Origin of the sequence: Brachybacterium kimchii (assembly GCF_023373525.1) — a bacterium.
GTDB classification, from domain to species: domain Bacteria; phylum Actinomycetota; class Actinomycetes; order Actinomycetales; family Dermabacteraceae; genus Brachybacterium; species Brachybacterium kimchii.
The window spans coordinates 1,498,580-1,519,552 of sequence record NZ_CP097218.1; the positions used below are offsets into that span (position 1 = coordinate 1,498,580).

21 protein-coding genes are annotated in these 20,973 nt (G+C 72.7%); 4 read left to right on the top strand and 17 right to left on the bottom strand.

Annotation, left to right across the window (positions count from 1 at the left end; translation table 11 throughout):
* Positions 1–5: 5 nt before the first annotated feature.
* Positions 6–986 (top strand): aldose 1-epimerase family protein, encoded by a 981-nt coding sequence (locus M4486_RS07220; protein WP_249480472.1) that lies wholly within the window; start codon positions 6–8, stop codon positions 984–986.
* Between the two features lie 159 nt (positions 987–1,145).
* Here M4486_RS07220 and M4486_RS07225 read toward each other — a convergent pair whose 3' ends face one another.
* From M4486_RS07225 to M4486_RS07295, 15 genes are all read right to left on the bottom strand, one after another.
* Positions 1,146–1,475 carry a histone-like nucleoid-structuring protein Lsr2 gene (locus M4486_RS07225; protein WP_249480473.1) on the bottom strand — a complete coding sequence of 110 codons (330 nt, stop codon included), beginning with the start codon at positions 1,473–1,475 and terminating at the stop codon, positions 1,146–1,148.
* A 163-nt stretch (positions 1,476–1,638) separates the two neighbouring features.
* The gene (locus tag M4486_RS07230; RefSeq protein WP_249480475.1) at positions 1,639–1,824 is read right to left on the bottom strand and encodes a hypothetical protein; all 186 of its coding nucleotides are present in this window, start codon (positions 1,822–1,824) and stop codon (positions 1,639–1,641) included.
* Between the two features lies 1 nt (position 1,825).
* Positions 1,826–3,349, bottom strand: coding sequence for a lysine--tRNA ligase (gene lysS / locus M4486_RS07235; RefSeq protein WP_249480476.1), 1,524 nt, complete (start codon positions 3,347–3,349; stop codon positions 1,826–1,828).
* Positions 3,350–3,399: 50 nt separating this feature from the next.
* A complete protein-coding gene (panC, locus tag M4486_RS07240) occupies positions 3,400–4,254 on the bottom strand; it encodes a pantoate--beta-alanine ligase (RefSeq protein ID WP_249480479.1) in 855 nt (284 codons plus the stop codon).
* A gap of 46 nt (positions 4,255–4,300) precedes the next feature.
* Complete coding sequence (locus M4486_RS07245; protein ID WP_249480481.1) at positions 4,301–5,197, bottom strand: Rossmann-like and DUF2520 domain-containing protein; 897 nt, start codon at positions 5,195–5,197, stop codon at positions 4,301–4,303.
* Positions 5,194–6,894 carry a PH domain-containing protein gene (locus M4486_RS07250; RefSeq protein ID WP_249480485.1) on the bottom strand — a complete coding sequence of 567 codons (1,701 nt, stop codon included), beginning with the start codon at positions 6,892–6,894 and terminating at the stop codon, positions 5,194–5,196. Before M4486_RS07250 ends, M4486_RS07245 begins: the two co-directional genes overlap by 4 nt.
* Entirely contained in the window at positions 6,891–7,394 is a 504-nt protein-coding gene (locus tag M4486_RS07255) for a PH domain-containing protein (protein ID WP_249480488.1), read from the bottom strand. Before M4486_RS07255 ends, M4486_RS07250 begins: the two co-directional genes overlap by 4 nt.
* 90 nt (positions 7,395–7,484) lie before the next feature.
* Positions 7,485–7,988 (bottom strand): DUF3180 domain-containing protein, encoded by a 504-nt coding sequence (locus M4486_RS07260; RefSeq protein WP_249480489.1) that lies wholly within the window; start codon positions 7,986–7,988, stop codon positions 7,485–7,487.
* Positions 7,988–8,905, bottom strand: coding sequence for a 2-amino-4-hydroxy-6-hydroxymethyldihydropteridine diphosphokinase (folK, locus tag M4486_RS07265; protein WP_249480490.1), 918 nt, complete (start codon positions 8,903–8,905; stop codon positions 7,988–7,990). Before folK ends, M4486_RS07260 begins: the two co-directional genes overlap by 1 nt.
* Positions 8,902–9,819, bottom strand: a complete 918-nt coding sequence (folP, locus tag M4486_RS07270) for a dihydropteroate synthase (RefSeq protein ID WP_249480491.1) — start codon at positions 9,817–9,819, stop codon at positions 8,902–8,904. The genes folK and folP overlap by 4 nt, the downstream gene beginning before the upstream one ends.
* A gap of 4 nt (positions 9,820–9,823) precedes the next feature.
* Entirely contained in the window at positions 9,824–10,459 is a 636-nt protein-coding gene (folE, locus tag M4486_RS07275) for a GTP cyclohydrolase I FolE (protein ID WP_249480492.1), read from the bottom strand.
* A 1-nt stretch (position 10,460) separates the two neighbouring features.
* Positions 10,461–12,557 (bottom strand): ATP-dependent zinc metalloprotease FtsH, encoded by a 2,097-nt coding sequence (gene ftsH / locus M4486_RS07280; protein ID WP_152353368.1) that lies wholly within the window; start codon positions 12,555–12,557, stop codon positions 10,461–10,463.
* A gap of 1 nt (position 12,558) precedes the next feature.
* Positions 12,559–13,110: a hypoxanthine phosphoribosyltransferase gene (gene hpt, locus M4486_RS07285; protein ID WP_152353369.1), complete on the bottom strand. Its 552-nt coding sequence runs from the start codon at positions 13,108–13,110 to the stop codon at positions 12,559–12,561.
* Positions 13,111–13,172: 62 nt separating this feature from the next.
* Positions 13,173–14,273, bottom strand: coding sequence for a tRNA lysidine(34) synthetase TilS (gene tilS, locus M4486_RS07290; RefSeq protein WP_249480493.1), 1,101 nt, complete (start codon positions 14,271–14,273; stop codon positions 13,173–13,175).
* Positions 14,274–14,285: 12 nt separating this feature from the next.
* Positions 14,286–15,707 (bottom strand): D-alanyl-D-alanine carboxypeptidase/D-alanyl-D-alanine-endopeptidase, encoded by a 1,422-nt coding sequence (locus M4486_RS07295; RefSeq protein ID WP_249480494.1) that lies wholly within the window; start codon positions 15,705–15,707, stop codon positions 14,286–14,288.
* Positions 15,708–15,807: 100 nt separating this feature from the next.
* On the opposite strand from M4486_RS07295, the gene M4486_RS07300 reads away from it, so the two are divergent.
* Positions 15,808–16,320, top strand: a complete 513-nt coding sequence (locus tag M4486_RS07300; RefSeq protein WP_200503873.1) for an inorganic diphosphatase — start codon at positions 15,808–15,810, stop codon at positions 16,318–16,320.
* Between the two features lie 207 nt (positions 16,321–16,527).
* Here the strand turns inward: M4486_RS07300 and M4486_RS07305 are convergent, their stop codons facing one another.
* Both M4486_RS07305 and M4486_RS07310 read right to left on the bottom strand, forming a co-directional pair.
* Positions 16,528–17,316, bottom strand: coding sequence for a hypothetical protein (locus tag M4486_RS07305; protein ID WP_249480495.1), 789 nt, complete (start codon positions 17,314–17,316; stop codon positions 16,528–16,530).
* Positions 17,317–17,497: 181 nt separating this feature from the next.
* A complete protein-coding gene (locus M4486_RS07310; protein ID WP_249480496.1) occupies positions 17,498–18,178 on the bottom strand; it encodes a peptide deformylase in 681 nt (226 codons plus the stop codon).
* 242 nt (positions 18,179–18,420) lie between these two features.
* Between M4486_RS07310 and M4486_RS07315 the strand changes: the two genes are divergently transcribed.
* Both M4486_RS07315 and M4486_RS07320 read left to right on the top strand, forming a co-directional pair.
* Positions 18,421–19,500 carry an ABC transporter ATP-binding protein gene (locus tag M4486_RS07315; protein WP_249480497.1) on the top strand — a complete coding sequence of 360 codons (1,080 nt, stop codon included), beginning with the start codon at positions 18,421–18,423 and terminating at the stop codon, positions 19,498–19,500.
* 229 nt (positions 19,501–19,729) lie between these two features.
* A complete protein-coding gene (locus M4486_RS07320; RefSeq protein WP_249480498.1) occupies positions 19,730–20,971 on the top strand; it encodes a DUF4032 domain-containing protein in 1,242 nt (413 codons plus the stop codon).
* Positions 20,972–20,973: the final 2 nt, after the last annotated feature.

Below are 20,973 nucleotides of genomic sequence, written 5' to 3' on the forward strand. Positions count from 1 at the left end.
TCGCCATGGCCGAGGAGACGATGCCGGGCGCGACGCCCGGAGCGAGCGCGACCGCCGGGGCCGACGGCTCCGTGCGCGATCGCGGCGCGCTGCACAGGATCGCCGCCGGCGAGTACGCGGCCGAGGTGTCCGAGGTCGGCGCGACCCTCGAATCGCTCACCGTGGGCGGGCGCGACCTGCTGCTGCGCAGCCCCGCGGAGGGCCCGATGCTGTTCTACCGCGGCGCGGTCGTCGCCCCGTGGCCGAACCGCATCGGGGACGGCCGGTACACGTGGGACGGGCAGGAGCTGCAGGTCCCGATCACCGAGGTCGAGCGGAACAACGCCCTGCACGGGCTGCTGAGCTTCCAGGCCTACGAGGTCGCCGAGGAGGGCCTTTCCGCCCTCACGCTGCGCACACTGCTGTACCCGACCACCGGATACCCCTTCGCCCTCGAGATGAGGGTCGAGCACCGGGTCGACGCCGAGAGCGGGCTGACCACCACGGTCACCGCCCGCAACCTCGGATCGTCCGACGCCCCCTACGGGGTCTGCCCGCACCCGTACCTGCTCGCGGGCCCCGAGGAGCTGGACGAGTGGACGCTCTCGTGCCCGGCGTCGACGGTCCTCGAGGTCACCCCTGACCGCCTGCTCCCCGTCGGCACCCGTGCGGTCGAGGCGGGCTCGGATCTCGATCTGCGGCGGGCGCGCCCGATCGGCGACCGCTTCCTCGACCACGCCTTCACCGACCTCTCCCCCGGGGCCGACGGCCGCTGGCGCGTCACGGCGACCGCGCCCGGCGGGACAGGGGTCGAGATCTCCGCCGACGGGTCCTGCCCGTGGGTGCAGGTGCACACCGGCGACCGCCCGGAACCGGAGAACGACCGCAAGGGGCTCGCGGTGGAGCCGATGACCTGCCCGCCCGATGCGTTCCGCAGCGGCGAGGACCTGGTGCGTCTCTCCCCCGGCGCCGAGCACTCGGCCTCCTGGAGCATCCGCGGCTGGTGACGTCGAGGGGCGACGCGATCGTCCGCGCATGCACGAGGGCCCCGGGACGCTGATGCGTCCCGGGGCCCTCGTCGATCCGGCCGTCCCGGGGGCGGCGGGTCGAGCCGTGGGGCTCGAGGCCGGCGTGCCGTTCAGGCGCCGAGGCGCGGCGCCGCGCCGTCAGTTGGCGGCGTAGTAGGCCTGGCGGAGCTCCTCGGGGATACGACCGCGGTCCGAGACCTCGCGGCCGTTCTCGCGGGCCCAGACGCGGATCTTCGCGGAGTCGTTCGAGGAGGTGGAGGTGGAGCCGCTGCCCGTGCCGCGGATGCGACGCCCGGCCACGCGGCGCGCGCGGCCGACCCACTCGCCGATCTCCTCGCGCAGCTTCTCCGCATTCTCGTCCGAGAGATCGATCTCGTAGGCGACGCCGTCGAGCGAGAAGCTCACCGTCTCCTCGGCCTTGGACCCGTCGACGTCGTCGATGAGTTCAACGAAAGTCTTCCGTGCCATGGGGTGGTTCTCCTTGATGCGTGTGGAGCGCCTAACAGGTGTTGGACGCGCCCTATTATCTGCACACCGCACCTGAGAATTCAATCAGAACACGAAATGCCCGCCGCGGCGTTCGCCAGCCGATGAATCCCGCGAGGCATTGACCATCTCATAACAATCGTGTTCAGGGAGCTTCCGGATGGTCTCCCGAGTTCCCCTGCTGGGCACGGAGTTCGCGCTCCGCCTGCCGTTCCGCCTCGCGCTCGCGGCGGTCGGCCCTCAGGATCGCGCGCATCGTGAACCAGAAGAGCAGTCCGACGCCGATCGGGGGGAGGAGGGAGCCGGCCTCGTACAGGAATCCGCTGTCCATCTCAGGCCTCGGGCTTCACGAGCGGGAAGGTGATGGTCTCGCGGATGCCCAGGCCGGTGATGGCCATGAGCAGGCGGTCGATCCCCATGCCCATGCCGCCGGTGGGCGGGAGCGCGTACTCCATGGCCTCGAGGAAGTCCTCGTCCAGGCGCATCGCCTCGTCGTCGCCGGCGGCGGCCAGGCGCGCCTGCTGCTCAAAGCGCTCGCGCTGGACGACGGGATCCACGAGCTCGGAATATCCGGTCGCGAGCTCGAATCCGCGCACGTACAGGTCCCATTTCTCCACGACGCCCGGCGTCTCGCGGTGCGCGCGCACCAGCGGACTGGTCTCGACCGGGAAATCGCGGACGAACGTGGGTGCGTGGAGATGATCGGAGACCCGGTGCTCGAAGAGCTCCTCGACGAGCTTCCCGTGGCCGAACTTCGGGTGGTCGAGATCCAGATCGAGCGAGCGTGCGATCTTCCGCAGCTCCTCGGGAGTCGTCTCCGGCGTGATCTCCTGTCCCAGGGATTCCGAGAGGGATCCGTAGACGGTGATCCGGTCCCAGCTCCCCGAGAGGTCGTATTCCTCTCCGTCCGCGAGAGTGACGACCTGCGAACCGGTCGCGGCCTCCGCCGCCTCCTGGATGAGGGAGCGGGTGAGTTCGCCGATCGTGTTGTAGTCCCCGTAGGCCTGATACGCCTCGAGCATCGCGAATTCCGGCGAATGCGTGGAATCAGCGCCTTCGTTGCGGAAGTTCCGGTTGATCTCGAAGACCCGCTCGAGCCCGCCCACGGCCGCGCGCTTGAGGAAGAGCTCGGGGGCGATGCGCAGGAACAGGTCCATGTCGAAGGCGTTCATGTGGGTGACGAAGGGCCTCGCCGCCGCGCCCGAGGGGATCACCTGGAGCATCGGCGTCTCGATCTCCACGAAATCGCGGTCCTGGAACGACGAGCGCAGGGAGCGCATGACCTCGGCCCGCTGGCGCACGGAGGCGCGGGCCTCCTCGCGCACGATGAGGTCCACGTAGCGGTGGCGCACGCGGGACTCCTCGGAGAGGTCCGCGTGCAGCACGGGCAGGGGGCGCACGGCCTTGGCGGCCATCGCCCAGGAGTCCGCGAAGATCGACAGCTCGCCGCGGCGCGAGGCCCCCACGCGACCGTGGAAGAAGACGTGGTCGCCCAGGTCGACGTCGGCCTTGAAGGCGCCGAGGCGCTCCTCGCCGACCTCGGCCAGGCTCAGCATGATCTGCAGGCGCTCGCCCGCGCCGTCCTGGACGGTCGCGAAGCAGAGCTTGCCGGTGTTGCGCTGGAAGACCACGCGCCCGGCGACGCCGACGACGTCCTGCGTCTCCTGGCCGGCCTCGAGGTGGCCGTAGGCTTCGCGCACCGCGGCGATCGTGGTGGTGACCGGCACGGAGACCGGGTAGGCCTCCTCGCCCCGCTCGATCAGCCGCTCGCGCTTGGCCTTGCGGACCGCGATCTGGTCGGAGGTGTCCAGGGCGTCCGGGGCGCGATGCTGATCGCTGGGGGGCTGTGCAGTCATAGGGGTGATTCTCGCATCACCGGCCCGGCGTATCCCAGGCGGGGTGGTCTTCAGGACGGTGTCGCCTCCACCACAGCCGCATCCAGGAGCCGCACCCCGTCCACGTGCGCGGCCATCACCACGAGCACTTCGCCTTCGTGGTCGTCGCCGATCTCCTCGAAGGTCACGGGGTCGAGGGCGAGCGCGTAGTCCCAGCGCACTCCGGGTGATCCTGCGGCGACGGCGTCCGCGAGGGCCGCGCGGATCCCGGGGGCCGACGGGGCGGCGGCCTCGGCGGCGCGCACCGCTCGTGAGAGGGCGAGGGCGTGCGTGCGGCCCTCGGCGCCCAGGCGCACGTTCCGGCTCGAGCGGGCGAGCCCGCCGGGCTCGCGGACGATGGGCGCCGCCTCGATCCGGACCGGGAGGTCGAGGTCGCGCACGAGGGCCTGGACGATGGCGAGCTGCTGGGCGTCCTTGCGGCCGAACACGGCGATCTCGGGAGCGGTGAGCTGCAGGAGCTTGGTGATGACGGTGACCACGCCGTCGAAGTGCCCGGGCCGAGCGGAGCCCTCGAGGGCGGTGCCCAGGCGGCCCGCGCTCACGCTCACGGCGGGCGGGAGCACGGGGTACATCTCCTCGACCGACGGCGCGAAGACGAGGTCGACGAGGCCGTCGACGAGCGCGAGGTCCGCGTCGATGTCCCGCGGGTAGGTCTCGAGGTCCTCGCCGGGGCCGAACTGGAGAGGGTTGACGAAGTCGGTGAGGATCACGTGGCGGGCGACCTCGCGGGCGCGGTGGACGAGGCTCAGGTGCCCCTCGTGCAGGGCGCCCATCGTCATCACCACCGCGACGGGGCCCTCGAACTGCGCGCGGGCGGCGCGCAGCGCGTCCTTCGTCGTCACCAGCTGGGTGGCCGGCTCGGTCATCTGCTCCTCCTGGTCCTGCCCGTTCCGACGCGCGTCGGCCCGCAGGTCACTCCCCTGCGTCGGGCTCCCGAAGGATCTCACGGATCGCGCTCTCCTCGGCCGCGCCGAGCCCCGCGCGCGAGAGCGCCGCGCGGGCGAGCGCCCGGTAGGTGCGGGCGCTGTCGGCCGGAGACAGGGCGCCCGCCGTCCCGTCGGCCTCGGCGAGCGCATCGAGGTGCGCCTCGACCGTGCCGGCGTCGCCGCGGGAGACGGGTCCGGTGAGGGCGCTCGCGCCGCGCCGCAGGGACTCCTCGAGGGCGGCGGTCAGGAGGGGGCGCAGGTACTCCCCCGGCTGGTCGATGCCGATCCTGGCGAGCAGCTCGCGCGCCTGGTCGACGAGCACCACCAGGTGGTTCGCGCCGTGGGAGAGGGCCGCGTGGTAGAGCGCGCGGTCCCCCTCGGCGAGGGTCACCGGTTCGGCGCCGATCTCGACGACGAGGGCCTGGGCGATCGGCAGGAAGGCCTCGCGGGCGGTCACGGCGATCGGACATCCGACCAGGCGCGGGAGGTCTGCGGCGGTGCCGGTGAACGTCATCGCGGGGTGCAGGGCGAGGGCGATCGCGCCGGTGCGCTCGAGCGGGGCGAGGGAGCTGATGCCGTGCAGGCCCGAGGTGTGGGCGAAGATCTGCCCGCCCGGGGCGAGGCCCGTCGCGGCGATGCCCGCGGCCAGCGGTGCGAGCTGGTCGTCGGGCACGGCCAGCAGGACGAGCTCGCTGCGCTCGACGATCCGGTCGATCTCGAGCAGGGGGACGTCCGGCAGCATCTGCGCGGCGCGCTCGCGGGAGGCGTCGGAGACGGCGTAGGCACCGGTGATCGCGTGCCCCTCGGCGCGCAGGGCGGCGCCGAGGGCGGCGCCGACGCGGCCGGCGCCGATGATGCCGACGCCCAGGCGAGGGGCGCTCATGCGTCCTCCTCCGGGTCCGGGGTCGGCGCCGGAGCCGTGGCGGCGGCCGCGGCGGGGACCGGGGCTGAGGCCGGGTCGGGAGCCGACATCGGGGCGGGGGCCGACGGCGCGTGCGCGTGGGGTCCGAGCGGCGGTCGGGGCCAGTCGTCGCGATCGCGGTAGCGGCGGCCCTGCGCGGCGTCCGGGCGCAGGGCGTCCTCGAGCTCGAGGAGGTCGGCGATGTCGACCCCGGCGATCTCGGCGCGGGCCGCCGCGACCCCGACCGCGAGGGTCGCGGTGGAGGTCATGCGGCCGACGGGGCCCTGCGCGAGGCTCAGGCCCTGGATGCGCTCGCGCGGGACGATCTGCACCTTCGCGGTGATCACGCCGCTGCGCAGCACGAGCGCGCCGGGCAGCAGCAGGACGCGGCGGGTGCGCCGGCCGATGACGAAGAGCCGATGGCGGGGTCCGATGCCGCCGAGATCCCGCGCGCGGGCGGTGAGCAGGCGGTCCAGCAGCGCGGCGTCGTCCTCGGTACCCAGGGTGGGCAGCAGGTGGCCGAGGGTGCGCAGCAGCTCCTCGCGGGTGCCCACGGGCAGGGCGCTGGTCGCCGCCGAGGAGTCGTCCTCGCCGATGCCGGCGACGCTCACCCGCGCCTCGGTCCATCCGGGTCCGCGCCACAGCAGCGGGCGGCGCAGCCGCAGGTCCTGCACGCGTCCGGCACCGAGGTTGTCCGTGCGTGTGGAGAACAGGCCGCGGCGCATGCGCAGTCCGCGGTCGGTGTCGCGGGAGACGAAGCCCCATCCGCCCTCGAGGCGATGCAGCACCGCCTGCGGGACCGCGACGATCGCGGGCAGCGCGGCCGCGATCAGCCCTGCGCCCGCGCCGTCGGTGCGCCAGGCGATGACGGCCGCGACGATGATCCAGACCACGCCGATGACCAGCCCGATCAGCCAGCCGACGTCGCGCAGCATCGCGTGCAGGAGACGCGTGGTGGGGATCTGCGCGATGAGATCGCCGTCGGTGACGCCGTCGTAGGCGACCTCGCGCAGGTTCTCGCGCAGGCCGCGATCGCGGGCGGGAGCCCCGGGCGCCTCCTCCGCCGGGGACACGGGGCCCTGCGGGGGAACGCCGGCCGCACCGTCGGCGGCCGGGCCCTCGGCGGCCGGGCCTTCGGCGGTCGGGCGTTCGGCGGCTGCGCCGGCCTCCCCCGCCGTCCGGTCCTGCCGCCCGACGGTCACGTCGAGGATCTCGGTGCGGATGGTGTCGGCATCGGCCGCCGTGACGTACGCGATGTCGAGATGGGACTCGGAGCCGCCCGCGAACTCGACGCGCACCTTCGCCAGGCCCAGCAGGCGCGGCACCGCCGGACGCTCGACCGAGACGGACTCGATGCGCTCGCGCGGAGCGGTGCGGCCGGTGCGGGTGAGCAGGCCCGAGCGTCGCGTGACCCCGTCGGACGAGATCTCGTAGGTGGTCCGCCACCAGGTCAGGGCGCTGACGCCGACCGCGATGACGAGGGCGATCGCGAGCGCGCCCAGTCCCAGCAGCGCACGGCGCACGGTGAACTCGTCGACGAGCTGGGCCAGGTTCTGGGCCGCGATCACGGCGATCACGCCGGCGAAGATCTTCCAGCCGGTCAGCAGGGGCGTGAGCGGATGGGTGCGACGGGAACCGTCCTGCCCGGCCGGGCCGTCTGCTGCGTCCTCGGCGCTCACAGCGACTGCATCCTCTCGATGCCGCGCCGGGTGAGCAGCTCCTTGAGCTCCTCGGCGTCCTCGCGCGGGAGCCCGGGGATGGTGCCGTCGGCGTCGTCGGATGCGGTCGAGTAGGACAGTCGGGCGATCCCGTATCGGCGCTCGACGGGGCCCTCGTGGATCTCCACGGACTGCACGCGGCCGTAGGGGGTGGAGGTGACCGAGCGGAACATCAGTCCGCTCGCGAGGGTCAGCTCCTCCTCCCCCGCCCGGTAGCCGATCGCCCGCACGCGGCGCGGCGTGAGCAGGACCCCGGGCAGGCACCAGAGGATCGGCACGATCGCGAGCACCTCGAGCCACCACCAGCCCAGGCGCAGGCCCAGCACGAGGCAGGCGATCGCGATCGCCAGGGAGATCACCCACCACGGGACCGCGGCGATGTAGCGGGCGGGCACGAGCCGCGGCGAGACCGGGGTGAGGCCCCGTCCGCCCAGCCGCTGGGGTCGCGTCGAATCGTCCATGGGACCATCCTCGCAGGCCGCCGGGCACGGAGGCACCCGACGATCGTCCGTGACACCCCCTGACCTGCGTCGCAGCGGCGGGCGCGGGGCTCAGGCCGCGGTCGAGCGGGCCCCGCCCTCGCCGTCGTCCGGAGGGAGGGTCCCCCAGCGCTCGACGATCACGCCGAGCACCGCGAGGGCGATGCCGCACAGGGCGCCGAAGCCCGTGGGAAGCAGGGCGCCGACGAGGGTCCCCGTCCCCGAGGACACGAAGAAGGCGAGCTGGCCGAGCTGGATGCCGCCGACGATCGACCCCGTGTAGGCGCACGCGCGGGCGAACACGATCGTGCGGAAGGCGGTGAGCATGTCGATCGGGTGGCGGCGCGGGGCCGTGCTCGGGTTCTCCCGCCTCTCCTCGCTCTCCTTCGTGTAGCGGCGCAGCGGGAGCCCGCACACGAGCAGCACGGCGCCCAGGGCGAGCAGCAGCAGCCCGGTGACCCAGCCGGTCACCGGGAGCACGGCGCCGCGCCCGGTCACGAAGTTCGCGAGCACCGCGCCGAACACGGCTGCGAGCAGACCGAGGACGACGAGCGTCGGCACCGAGAGCGGGCGCATCAGGCGCCGAACCCTCCGAGCGCGGGGCCGGGGCGCACGCCGTCGCGATCCTCGGCGCGCGCGAGGAGCGGGCCGATGGGGCCGTGCCCGGGCAGCTCCGACGCGGGGCGGGCGGCGTGCCAGGGCGCCAGCACGAAGGCGCGCTCGTGGGCGCGGGGATGCGGCAGCGTCAGCTCCTCGTCGTCCTGGACGAGGTCGCCGTAGGCGATGAGGTCGACGTCGAGCGTGCGGGGCCCCCAGCGGACCTCGCGCACGCGCCGGGCGTCCTCCTCGAGGGCGTGGGCGAGGTCGAGGAGCCGCCACGGCCCGCGCTCGCTGCGGATGCCCACGACCGTGTTGAGGAAGGCGTCCTGCGCGACGTCTCCCACCGGGTCGGTCTCGACGACGGGGGCGGTCCAGTCGATCTCGATGCCGTCGGCGGCGCGCAGCAGGGCGAGCGCGCGGGAGAGATGCTGCTCGCGCGCGCCCAGGTTGCTGCCCAGCGCGAGCACGGCCGGGGTCGCGGCAGCGCTGCGCTCGATGCGCACGCGCACGTCGGAGAAGGGGTGCGGGATCGGCGCCGACGGCTTGTGGAGGGTGACCTCGATGCGGCGCACGAGGATCTGCTCGGCGAGGATCCGCCCGGCGATGCGCGCGGCGAGCGTCTCGATGAGCTGGTGGGGGCCGCCCTCGATCTCGGCGACGGCCGAGTCCGCGACCTCCGCGTAGTTCACCGTGCGGCCCAGGGCGTCGGCCCGCCCGGCGGGCGCGGTGTCGACGTCCATCCGCAGGTCGACGAGGAAGTCCTGCCCGTCGCGGCGCTCGTGCTCGAGCACCCCGTGATGGCCGCGGGCGCGCAGGCCGATCAGCTCGATCGCGTCGGGCGGGCCCGGGTGCAGGGCCCGCGCGAGGTCCGGCGGGACGACGAGGGCGCTCATCGGGCGCCTCCGGCAGGGGCGGCTCCGGCGGCCCCAGGCGACCGGTCCGCGCTCATCGTGCGGTGCGCCGCGCGCTCGCTGGCGGCCCAGCGGGCCCCGACCTCGACGGCGGCCACGGACGCCGCGACGTCGTGCACCCGCACCGCCCAGGCGCCCTCGCGCGCGCACAGGGCGCTGACGGCCGCGGTCGCGACGTCGCGATCCCCGGGCAGCGTGCTCAGGAAGCGCTTGCGGGACGCGCCGATGAGCACGGGCAGGTCGTGGGCGAGCAGGGCGTCCCAGTCCCCCAGGATCTCCCAGTTCTGCGCGCCGTTCTTCGCGAAGCCCAGGCCGGGGTCGGCGACGAGCTGGGAGTCCTCGACCCCTGCCTCCCGCAGCGCCGCCAGCCGCGCGCCGAGCTCCCGCTCGACGTCGCGCGGGACGTCGGCGTACTCGTCGAGGTCGTTCATGACGTCGCTGTGGCCGCGCCAGTGCATCGCGATCACGACGGGCGGGGCGCCGAGCCGGGTCCGGGCGCGCGCCAGCAGCCCGGGCATGCCCTGGTCGGCGAGGCCCGCCGAGACGTCGTTGATGATGAGTGCGCCCGCCTCGAGGGACGCCTCCGCGACGGCCGAGCGCATGGTGTCCACGCTCACGACCGCGCCGCGCGCGCTGAGCTCGCGGACGACGGGGACCACCCGGCGCAGCTCCTCGGCCTCCTCGACGCGCTCGGCGCCGGGCCGGGTCGATTCGCCCCCGACGTCGATGATCGCGGCCCCCTCGGCGAGCATCCGCTCGGCATGGTCGAGGGCCTGCTCGGGGCGCATGTGCGCGCCGCCGTCGGAGAAGGAGTCCGGGGTGACGTTGAGGATGCCCATCACCAGGGTGCGGTCCCGCGCGAGGTCCGCGGGCAGTCCGTCGGGGCGCGTCCTCATGGCGTCAGCCCCGCATGATGAGGGACATGGCCTCGGAGCGCGTGGTGCCCTTGCGAAGGATGCCGCGCACGGCCGAGGTGACGGTCTGCGCGCCCTCGGCCCGCACGCCGCGCATCGACATGCACATGTGCGAGGCCTCGAGGACCACGATCGCGCCGGCCGCGCGCAGCTCCTCCATGAGGGCGTCGGCGATCTGGGTGGTGATCCGCTCCTGGACCTGGGGCCGACGGGCGTAGACGTGCACGAGCCGGGCGATCTTCGACAGGCCGGTGACGCCGCGCGCGCCGGGGATGTAACCCACGTGGGCCGTGCCGAAGAAGGGCAGCAGGTGGTGCTCGCACATGGAGTGGAAGCGGATGTCGCGCACCAGCACGAGCTCCTGGTGCTCGATGTCCCCGAAGGTCACCGAGAGGGGCTCGTGGGCGTCCATGCGCATGCCCTCGAAGACCTCGCCGTACATGCGGGCCACGCGCGAGGGGGTCTGCACGAGCCCGTCGCGGTCGGGGTCCTCCCCGATCGCGGCGAGGATCTCGCGCACGGCCGCCTCGATGCGCGGGGCGTCGACGCCGGGAGCCCCGGTCGACGGGTCGACCGGGGCGTCCGCCGCGGCGGGCTCCTCGGGAGCCAGGTCCGCGCCCATCTCAGCGATCCTCGGTCGCGGGACCGTCGGTGCCCTGGAGCCCCTCCGGTCCGGCGCCGCCGGCTCCGCGATCGGTGCCTCCGGGGTAGCCGGGGATCTGGGGTCCGTCGCCGCCCGGGGAAGGCAGCTCGGGCGGCCCGGGGGTGAGCGGGTCGCCCGCATCACCGTGCTCGCTGCTCGCATCGCCGGGATTGCCGCCCACGAGCGGCGCCGTGAAGACGGGGCGCTGCGCGGAGGACTGCCAGACGTCGCGCTGCGGGCGCTTGGTGACGCCCTCGAAGACCGCTGCGAGCTGGTGCTCGTTGAGCGTCTCCTTCTCCAGGAGCTCGAGGACCAGGCGGTCGAGCACGGGCCGGTTCTCGGAGATCACGGCCCAGGCCTCGGAGAGCGCCTCGTCGACCAGACGGCGCACCTCCTCGTCGATGAGCTGCGCGGTCTCGTCGGAGACCTGGACGTCGCCGCCCTGCTGCATGCCGACGAAGACCTCGTCCTGGCCGCTGCCGTAGAACACCTGGCCGACCTTCGCGCTCATGCCCAGCTGGGTGACCATGGTGCGTGCGATCTTGGTGGCGTTCTGCAGGTCCGAGCTCGGGCCGGTGGTGACGTCGTGGAAGATGCCCTCCTCGACCGCGTAGCCGCCGAGCGCGTAGGACAGGCGGTCCAGGAGCTCGTTGCGCGACTGGTAGTTGCGGTCCTGGGTGGGCACGACCATCGTGTAGCCGCCGGCCTGGCCGCGCGGCAGGATCGTCACCTTGTTGACCGGCGCCGAATAGTTCAGCGCGGCCGCCACGAGCGCGTGCCCGCCCTCGTGGTAGGCGGTCATCTGGCGGTCGCGGTCGCTCATCACCTTGGAGTAGCGCTGCGGTCCCATGGAGACGCGGTCGATCGCCTCGTCCAGGGCCCGCGAGTCGATGATCTGGTTGTTCGAGCGCGCCGTGAGCAGCGCGGCCTCGTTGAGCACGTTCGCGAGGTCCGCACCGGACATGCCGATCGTGCGCCGCGCGACGATCTCGAGGTCGACGTCCTCCGCGAGCGGCTTGCCCTGCGCGTGGACGTTCAGGATGTGCAGACGCCCCTTGAGGTCCGGCAGGCCCACGGCGACCTGGCGGTCGAAGCGGCCCGGGCGCAGCAGCGCGGGGTCGAGGATGTCCACGCGGTTGGTGGCGGCGATGAGGATGACGTTCTGGTTCTCGTCGAACCCGTCCATCTCCACGAGCATCTGGTTCAGGGTCTGCTCGCGCTCGTCGTGCCCGCCGCCCATGCCGGCGCCGCGGTGGCGGCCGACGGCGTCGATCTCGTCGATGAAGATGATCGCCGGGGCGTTCTCCTTCGCCGTCGAGAACAGGTCGCGCACGCGGCTCGCGCCGACGCCCACGAACATCTCCACGAAGTCCGAGCCGGAGATCGAGTAGAAGGGCACGTTCGCCTCGCCGGCGACGGCCTTGGCGAGCAGGGTCTTGCCGGTGCCGGGAGGGCCGTAGAGCAGGACGCCCTTGGGGATCTTCGCGCCGACGGCGTGGTACTTCTCCGGGTCGACGAGGAACTGCTTGATCTCGTCGAGCTCCTCGACGGCCTCGTCGGCCCCCGCCACGTCGGTGAAGGTGACCTGCGGGGCCTCCTTGTTGAACAGCTTGGCCTTGGACTTGCCGAACTGCATGGCGCGGCCGCCGCCCTGGCTGTTCATGATGAGGAACCAGAACACGCCGATGAACAGCAGCAGGGGCAGGAAGGAGACGAGCAGCGTCGACCACCACGGGCTGGTGGCGATCTCGTCGGTGTACCCCTTCTTCGGGTCGGCCTTGTCGACGGCGTCCACGACGGCGTCACCGCGCGCGGTGACGTAGGAGAAGTAGACCTTCTTGCCCTTGTCGTCGAAGTCCTGGCTCAGCACGAGGTCGACCCTCTGCTGGTTGCCGTCGATGATCTTCGCCTGCTCGACCTTGCCGTCCTGCAGCAGCTGCAGGCCCTGCTCGGTATCGACCTGCTGGTAGCTGTCGCGTCCCAGGAAGGTGAACGCGAGGATGCCCAGGAGCAGGGCGACGGCGACCCAGATCGCGATGGACGCGCCGGGCCGCTTCTTCTTGGTGGTGCTTGCCATCTCAGTCCTCGTACACGGAGCGCTTCAGGACGCCCACGTAGGGAAGGTTCCGGTAGGACTCGTCGTAGTCCAGTCCGTAACCGATCACGAATTCGTTGGGAATGTCGAAGCCGACGTACTTCACGTCGATCTCGACGCGCGCGGCCTCGGGCTTGCGCAGCAGCGCGGCGACGTCCACGCTCTTGGGGCCGCGCGAGCGGAGGTTGGCCAGCAGCCACTTCAGGGTGAGTCCGGAGTCGATGATGTCCTCGACGATCAGCACCCGGCGGTCGGAGATGTCCGTGCCCAGGTCCTTGAGGATCCTCACCACTCCCGAGGACTTCGTCCCCGAGCCGTAGGAGGACACGGCCATCCAGTCCATGTCGACGTCGAGGTCGATCGTGCGGGCCAGATCGGACATGACGATCGCGGCGCCCTTGAGGACTCCCACCAGCAGCGGGGGTTCGTCCGCATAGTCCTCGGCGATCCGGGCCCCCATCTCGCGCAGGCGCTCGTGGATGGTCTCCTCGTCGAGCAGGACGCGTTCGACGTCCTCATGAGGGTTGACGGACACGCGGTCTCCTCCGTGGGTCGGCTTCGGCTCGGCGTCGCGCGGGTTCGGCGCCGGAGTGCTGTTCACGCGCGAGTGCTCCCGTCGCGGGAGCGTCGCCACACCAGCAGTCCGTCACGACGAGCGACCTCGATCCTACCCGGAAGGGGCGAGGCTGCCTGACCGTGCCATGAGACCACCAGCGCATCGGCCGCGAGCACGTGGCGGCGCAGCAGGGATTTGTCCGACGGGGCGCCGCCGCGCTGCTCGGCGAGGCGTGACGCATCGCGCAGCACACGGGTGCGCAGGGGCCCCGGCGCCGCCGCGAGCGCGTGCACGTCCAGGGCGAGCACATCACCCTCCTCCTCGAGGTCCCCGAGCTCGCGCTCGAGGGATTCGCGCAGCGCGGCCGCGTCGGCGTCGAGCATGTCGGAGTCGGGTCTGACCAGCGCCGCGCTGCGAGCGAGGTTCTGGGAGATCTGCTCGCCGAGCTCCTCCTGCAGCACGGGCAGCACCCGGTGGCGCACGCGGGCGCGCAGCAGGGAGGTGTCCGCGTTCATCGGGTCCTCCCACCACTCGAGGTCGTGCAGGCGGCAGATCTCCTCGGTGTCGGCCCGGGAGACGGCAGTCGTCTCGTCGCGGCCGTCGCCCAGGAAGGGCCGCAGCAGGGGGCCGCGGGCGGCCGGGATGCCCGCCAGCGCGCGCGGCCCGGCACCGCGGGCGAGCGCCATGAGCACCTGCTCCGCCTGGTCGTCGAGGGTGTGGCCGAGCAGCAGCGCGAGGCCCCCGCGCTCCTCGAGCAGCGTCTCGAGCGCCTCGTGGCGGGCGTCGCGCGCGGCGTTCTCGATCCCGCCCGGCGCCTCGGGATCGACCTGGACGGCGAGCACGTGGACGGCCGATGCCCCGAGGCGCTCGGCCTGGGCGCGGGCGCGCTCGGCGACGGACGCGGATCCTTCCTGCAGGCCGTGGTCGACGATCACCGCCTCCGTCTCCAGACCCAGCCTCGCGCCGACCCAGCAGGTGGTGGCCAGCAGGGCGAGGGAGTCGGCTCCGCCGCTGAGTCCGACGAGGACGCGCGGCGAGAGCGCGGCCCCGCCGGTCGCGTCGGCGAGGTCCGCCAGGCGCGCGAGGAGGGCGGCGCGCACCGCGCTGCGAGCGCGTGCGACCACGCGCGGAGGTCCTGCCATGGGGGCCTGCTCCTAGGTCCGACGGGCGAGTTCGTAGGCGACGTCGTCCACGGCGGCCTTGGCCTTGTCGGCGTCGGCCCCGTCGAAGCCGTGGACGACGATGTCGAAGACGACGGTGCGGCCGTCGGGCAGCACGGTCACGCCGGCGAGCGCCGACGTGCCCGCGAGGTATCCGGTCTTGCCGCGCACGGTGCCCCGGGCGCCGGCGACGCCCTTCGCGCCGAAGCGCTCCTCGAGGGTGCCGGTGAGGCCCGCGATCGGCACGTCGTACAGCAGCGGCTCGAGCTGCGGCGCGCCGCCCGAGGCGACCTCGCCGAGGATCGCGCTGAGCAGCCGCGGCGGCACGCGGTCGCCCGTCGAGAGGCCGCTGCCGTCGCGGATCACGAGCTCCTCGAGGTCCTTCTGCGGCACGCCGAGCTCGTCGGCGAGGGAGCGCACCTCGGTGTCCACGGCCTTCGCGGCGTTCTCCGGCGTCGGCTCGAGGCCCTGCGCCTTGGCCGTGAGGTGGGCCATGAGCTCGGCGATCGTGTTGTCGGAGGTCTGCAGCGCGTGCTGGACGATGTCGGTGAGCGGCGCGGAGCGCGTGGCGACCTCGACGACGTCGCCGCCGACCTCGGGTGCCTTCGCCCCCTCGACGTGCGCGTCGGCGCCGCCGGAGACCTTCACCCCGTGCTTCTCGAGGTCCTTCGCGAAGAGCTTCGCGGCATCGCCCGCGGGGTCCGCGGACTTCTTGCCGTACTGCTCGCCGTCGAGCCAGCCCTCGTCGACCGCGAGGGCCGCGGTGGGAGTGACCCAGCCGCCCGCGCGCCCGTTGTCGCCCCAGGCCGGGTTCTCCCCGCCGGGCAGGGCGCTGGTGTCCAGGCGCAGGGCGACCTGGTCCTGGCCGTTCTCCTTCGCGAGCTTCGCCGCATCCTTCGCGAGGGCGTCCACGCGCTCCCGGGTCAGCGTCATGTCGCCCTCGCCGACGAGGGTCAGGGTCCTGCCGTCGAGCACGGCATGCGTGGTGAGGCGCTGGTCGCCGTCGACGCTGCGCAGCAGGGCCGAGGCGGTGAGGAGCTTGAGGGTGGAGGCGGGGACGCGCGCGGTGTCGGCGTCGCGCTCGGCGATCACGTCGCCGGACTCGGCGTCGACCACGGAGTAGGCCAGTCCCCCGTCGATCACCGGATCCTTCGCGTGTGAGGCCAGGCGACCCGCCAGGTCCTCGTCGGCGGTGCGTGTCGAGGCGGTCGCGGGGGTGGGGACGATCGGGTCGGCCTGCTCCCTGTCGTAGTCCTCGCCCTGCGCGCGAGGTCCCGCGTCCTCGCCCTGCTGCTCGGTGGAGAGGGTGAGCACTCCCGGGAACGCGTCCGTGAGGTCGCCCACCACGTAGAAGCTGACAGGCACTGCGGCGCACAGCGTGATGGCGATCGCGCGCCAGAGCTTCTCGGTCCGCATGGATCCCAGGATATAGAGTGTCGGGACCACTCTCCGCATAGAGTGTGAGGACCATTGACCGCGCCCACAGGGCGATGAGCACCGCAACGGAGCCGCAGACGTGGAGTTCGACGTCACGATCGAGATCCCCCGAGGGAATCGCAACAAGTACGAGGTGGACCACCACAACGGGCGCATCCGGCTGGACCGGATGCTGTTCACCGCCACCCGCTACCCGGACGACTACGGGTTCATCGAGGGCACGCTGGGCGAGGACGGCGATCCGCTGGACTGCCTGGTCCTCCTCGAGGAGCCGACGTTCCCTGGCTGCCTGATCCGCTGCCGCGCGCTGGGCATGTTCCGCATGCGCGACGAGTCCGGCGGCGACGACAAGATCATCGCCGTGCCGGTGGGCGACCAGCGCCAGGTGCGCCGCCAGGAGCTCACGGACGTCTCCGAGTTCCACCGCCTGGAGATCCAGCACTTCTTCGAGGTCTACAAGGACCTCGAGCCCGGCAAGAGCGTCGAGGGCGCCCACTGGGAGGGCCGCAGCGACGCCGAGGCGGAGATCCGCCGCTCCTACGAGCGCGCCAAGGGCACCGAGCACGAGAACGAGTTCACGGTCGAGGTCTGACCGCGGCCCGGCGTCCGGCCCCCCGCACGGGAGCCGGCTCGCCGGTCTATGGCCGACCGGCCGAAGAGCCGAGGACAAGAGCGCGGCGCACCGGATCCGCTGGGATCCGGTGCGCCGCTCTCATGTCCTCATGGCCTTCTCGGTGCGCGCCGTTGCACGCACGCGCGTGCGTCGAGCCCCTCGGGTCGCGGGCCGCCGACGGAGGGGTCAGGCGCTCTTCGCGTCGCCGTCGAGCGAGGCGTCGACGCGCTTGGGGTTCGGCGCGGACGTCCCGTCCGTCCCCGCGCCGAGCTCGTCGGCGTGGGAGAAGATCTCCCGCGCGGCCTTGATGACCCCGCCGGCGACGAGGCGGTTGCCGACGCCCCCGATCACCGCGCCGATGCCGAACGGGATCAGACGACCGGCCCAGACGCTGCCCATGCGCGCGGCGATCTTGCGGCGGATCCAGCGCTTGATCTGGTTGTTGACGGTCGAGATCACGAAATCGGGGGCCACACCGTTGAGGACCGCGCCCCACTGCAGCCCCTGGCGCCCCAGGGCCTTGGCGACGAGCTCCTCGCCCTTCTCCCCTCCCAGCACGCCGAGCACCACGGTCTTGCGGCTGGCCTGATCACCCATGTCCACGCCGCGCACGCGCGCCTCGGAGAGGATGAGGAAGGCGCATGCCTCGGCGAAGGCGGCGCCCTCGCCCGAGGTCAGGGCGATCGCCGCCACCGTGCCCACACCGGGCAGGGCCGCGGCGCCGCCGACGCCGGCGCCGGAGACGGTCAGAAGTCGGCGGAACTGCTTCTCGACGTGCCCGACGAGGTCCTCCTCGGACATCTCGGGGTGCTTGCGCCGCAGCGAGTCCACGTACTTGTCGGCCACGGGCCTCTGGATCCGCAGCGCATGGTCGACGATGCCGAGCACGCGCTCGTCGGGCGCCTGAGGGCCCTGTGCGTCCTCGCCGCCCTTGCCGCTCTTCGATGCCTTGGACCCACCGTTCGCGTTCGCCACGTTCAGCTCCCCTTCTGCTGTCCTGCGCGCCGGGAGTCCCCGGCGCCGAGGCACACCATAGCGGGATCACCCGGGCGCCGGATGGACAGGGCGACGCGGGGATGCGGGAGTGCGGCCCGGCGGGGCCGACGGGTCGACGGGTCGACGGGTCGACGGGTCGACGGGTCGAGGGGTCGACGGATCAGTCGAGCACCACGGTCCCGGGAGCGAGTCGCTCGATGGGCCCGGTGAGGCCGAGGCCGTCGACGGCCTCGGTGACGTCGGCCCAGCGCGGCGCGTAGCGGGTGTCGATGATGGAGCGCGGCACGGCCAGGTCGTGGCAGAGCGTGCCGGCGAGGTGGTCGGTCTCGTGCTGGAGGATGCGCGCGGACCAGCCCTGGTGCTCCTCGTCCACGTCCACGAGCGCCCCGTCCGGCTGCAGGAGGGCGCCGGTGAAGCGGATGCGGCGTCCTCGCGGCACGATCGAGCTCAGTCCGTCGTAGGAGAGGCAGCCCTCCCAGGCGTAGACCCTCTGCTCGCCGAGGATCTCGTAGGCGGGGTCGAGCACGGCGCGCAGCGGGAAGGGCCGACGCTCGAGCAGGTCGTCCTCGGGGTCCTGGTCGGCCGCGGCGTAGCGGTCCTCGGCCACGAACAGCCGCAGCGGCACGCCGATCTGCGTCGCGGCGAGGCCGACGCCCGGGGCGTCGCGCATGGTCACCACCATGGCGTCCACGAGCGCGCGCAGCAGCGCGGGGTCGAGGCGGTCGCGCGCGTCGCGCACGGGGCCGCGCAGAGCCGGATGGCCCGCCTGCACGATGCGGAGGGGCTCCTCGGGGCGGGAGCGGCGGTCCAGGAGGCGCTGTACGTACTCGGTGAGATCCACGCCCCCCAGTATCCCCGTCGACGCCGTCGTGCCGCGGCCATCGGGGCCGCGCGGCCTGGCCGGAGGGGTCCCGCGACGCGACGGCGTGCACGGTGTCCTCCCGGCCCTGAGATCTGGGATACACTTCCGATCGCCGGTGCGACGTTGCACACAGCCCTCGGGGGCGGTGCACAGCGGCACCGGTGCTCTCAACACTTCACAACGGATCGTCCGGCACGTACCTGCCGGTGGAGGGAATCACCATGGCTACAGTCACGTTCGACCACGCGAGCCGCGTCTACCCGGGCCAGGAGCGCCCTGCGGTGGATGGCCTCGACATCGCCATCGAGGACGGTGAGTTCCTCGTCCTGGTGGGCCCCTCGGGCTGCGGGAAGTCGACCTCCCTGCGCATGCTCGCCGGTCTCGAGGAGATCGACGCCGGCCGCATCCTCATCGGCGACCGCGACGTCACCGACGTGCCGCCGAAGGATCGCGACATCGCGATGGTGTTCCAGAACTACGCGCTGTACCCGCACATGACGGTCGCCGACAACATGGGCTTCGCCCTGAAGATCGCCGGCACCCCGAAGGCGGAGATCCGCAAGCGCGTCGAGGAGGCCGCGAAGATCCTCGACCTCGAGCAGTACCTCGACCGCAAGCCGAAGGCGCTCTCCGGCGGCCAGCGCCAGCGTGTGGCCATGGGCCGCGCGATCGTGCGCTCGCCCCAGGTGTTCCTCATGGACGAGCCGCTGTCGAACCTCGACGCGAAGCTGCGCGTGTCCACCCGTACCCAGATCGCGTCGCTGCAGCGCCGCCTGGGCGTCACCACCGTCTACGTGACCCACGACCAGACCGAGGCCATGACGATGGGCGACCGCGTCGCGGTGCTCAACGGCGGCGTGCTCCAGCAGATCGACGCGCCGCGTCGCATGTACGACCACCCCGACAACGTCTTCGTCGCGGGCTTCATCGGCTCCCCCGCCATGAACCTGGTCGAGCAGAAGCTCACCGACCAGGGCGTCTCCTTCGGCGCCGTGACGGTCCCCGTCGACCGCGCGACCCTCTCGGACACCGACGAGACCTCGGTGACCGTGGGCGTGCGCCCCGAGGACCTCACGATCGCCGAGAACGGCCTGGCCGTCGAGGTCGACGTGGTCGAGGAGCTCGGCGCGGACGCGTACGTCTACGGCCGACTGGCCGGCTCGGACGAGAACTCCAAGCCGATCATCGCCCGCGTCGACGGCCGCAAGCCCCCGATGAAGGGCGAGACCGTGCACTTCCAGCCCAAGGAGGGCCACGTGCACCTGTTCGACGTCAAAACGGGCGCCCGTCTGGGCGACTGACGCGACCCGCCCCGCTGCGCGGGGCCGCATCCAGCGGGCGCTCGGCCATCGGCCGGGCGCCCGCTGCCGTCCGCGCGGCCGTGGCCATGGGCCGGGACGGCCCCGGGCCTCCCGCCCGTCCGTTTCGTCCGTCTGCCGCCCGTGCACTGCACGAACGCCCCATGCGTCTGCACACCTCCTGCGCACATCTCGCTTCACCGTGCACGCGCGGGAGGGCAGAATGGTGCCCATGGCTTCCCTCGAGATCACGGCCTCGCGCCCCGACCCGGCACTGCTGGACCTGCCGTGGGAGGAGCCGCTCGAGGAGTGGCCCGAGTCGATGCTTGCCACTCTGCCGCGCGGCATCTCCCGGCACGTGGTGCGCTTCGTGCGCGTCTCGGGCCGTGTGCTCGCGCTCAAGGAGATCAACCGGGAGCTCGCCCAGCGCGAGTACGACATGCTGCGGATCCTGCGCAAGATCGGCATCCCCGCAGTCGAACCCTTCGCCGTGGTCAGCGGCCGCGCCACGCCCGGCGGCGAGCCGCTCGACGCCGTCCTCATCACCCGCCACCTGCAGTTCTCGCTCCCCTACCGGGCGGTCTTCTCGCAGGTCTCGAGCGAGGAGACGGCCCGGCGCCTGCTCGACGCCCTCGCGGTGCTGCTGGTGCGCCTGCACCTGGAGGGCTTCTTCTGGGGCGACGTCTCGCTGTCCAACACGCTGTTCCGCCGCGACGCGGGCGCCTTCGCCGCCTACCTCGTGGACGTCGAGACCGGCACCCTCCACGAGAGCCTCACCGACGGCCAGCGGGCCTACGACCTCGACATCGCGCGCACGAACATCATCGGCGAGCTCATGGACCTGCAGGCCGGGGAGCTCATCGACGAGGAGTCCGATCCGGTGGAGGTCGGCGACCAGCTGGTGGCCCGCTACGAGGAGCTCTGGTCCGCGCTCACCGAGCGCGAGAGCTTCTCGGCCGACGAGCGCTGGCGAGTCTCCGCGCGCATCGAGCGCCTCAACGAGCTCGGCTTCGACGTGGGCGAGCTCGAGCTCACCACGGACCTGGACGGCACCACGGTGTCGATCCAGCCCAAGGTCGTGGACGCGGGCCACCATGCGCGCCGCCTCATGCGGCTGACGGGGATCGACGCCCAGGAGAACCAGGCGCGCCGTCTCCTCAACGATCTCGACCAGTACGGGGCGATCACCGACCAGCAGGCCGAGGACGAGGAGTTCGTGGCCCACGAGTGGCAGCAGGAGCACTACGAGCCGATCGTGCGGGCGATCCCCCGCACGATGCGCTCGAAGCTGCAGCCCCCGGAGTTCTTCCACGAAGTGCTCGAGCACAAGTGGTTCCTCAGCGAGAAGGAGGGCCGGGACGTGCCGATGAGGGAGGCCGTCCAGGACTACGTGGAGAACATCCTCCCCCATCGGCCCGACGAGAAGTCCCTGGTCACGACCGAGACGTCAGCCCTCCCGATCTTCGAGGGCTGACC

What these genes read in the sequence shown, in the direction of transcription:
- M4486_RS07295 (WP_249480494.1), bottom strand. Translation starts at nt 15,707, where the DNA reads ATGCGGACCGAGAAGCTCTGGCGCGCGATCGCCATCACGCTGTGCGCC.
- M4486_RS07255 (WP_249480488.1), bottom strand. Translation starts at nt 7,394, where the DNA reads ATGGACGATTCGACGCGACCCCAGCGGCTGGGCGGACGGGGCCTCACC.
- M4486_RS07245 (WP_249480481.1), bottom strand. Translation starts at nt 5,197, where the DNA reads ATGAGCGCCCCTCGCCTGGGCGTCGGCATCATCGGCGCCGGCCGCGTC.
- M4486_RS07220 (WP_249480472.1), top strand. Translation starts at nt 6, where the DNA reads ATGGCCGAGGAGACGATGCCGGGCGCGACGCCCGGAGCGAGCGCGACC.
- M4486_RS07225 (WP_249480473.1), bottom strand. Translation starts at nt 1,475, where the DNA reads ATGGCACGGAAGACTTTCGTTGAACTCATCGACGACGTCGACGGGTCC.
- M4486_RS07320 (WP_249480498.1), top strand. Translation starts at nt 19,730, where the DNA reads ATGGCTTCCCTCGAGATCACGGCCTCGCGCCCCGACCCGGCACTGCTG.
- folE (WP_249480492.1), bottom strand. Translation starts at nt 10,459, where the DNA reads ATGGGCGCGGACCTGGCTCCCGAGGAGCCCGCCGCGGCGGACGCCCCG.
- M4486_RS07315 (WP_249480497.1), top strand. Translation starts at nt 18,421, where the DNA reads ATGGCTACAGTCACGTTCGACCACGCGAGCCGCGTCTACCCGGGCCAG.
- folK (WP_249480490.1), bottom strand. Translation starts at nt 8,905, where the DNA reads ATGAGCGCCCTCGTCGTCCCGCCGGACCTCGCGCGGGCCCTGCACCCG.
- M4486_RS07230 (WP_249480475.1), bottom strand. Translation starts at nt 1,824, where the DNA reads ATGGACAGCGGATTCCTGTACGAGGCCGGCTCCCTCCTCCCCCCGATC.
- panC (WP_249480479.1), bottom strand. Translation starts at nt 4,254, where the DNA reads ATGACCGAGCCGGCCACCCAGCTGGTGACGACGAAGGACGCGCTGCGC.
- folP (WP_249480491.1), bottom strand. Translation starts at nt 9,819, where the DNA reads ATGAGGACGCGCCCCGACGGACTGCCCGCGGACCTCGCGCGGGACCGC.
- ftsH (WP_152353368.1), bottom strand. Translation starts at nt 12,557, where the DNA reads ATGGCAAGCACCACCAAGAAGAAGCGGCCCGGCGCGTCCATCGCGATC.
- M4486_RS07260 (WP_249480489.1), bottom strand. Translation starts at nt 7,988, where the DNA reads ATGCGCCCGCTCTCGGTGCCGACGCTCGTCGTCCTCGGTCTGCTCGCA.
- tilS (WP_249480493.1), bottom strand. Translation starts at nt 14,273, where the DNA reads ATGGCAGGACCTCCGCGCGTGGTCGCACGCGCTCGCAGCGCGGTGCGC.
- lysS (WP_249480476.1), bottom strand. Translation starts at nt 3,349, where the DNA reads ATGACTGCACAGCCCCCCAGCGATCAGCATCGCGCCCCGGACGCCCTG.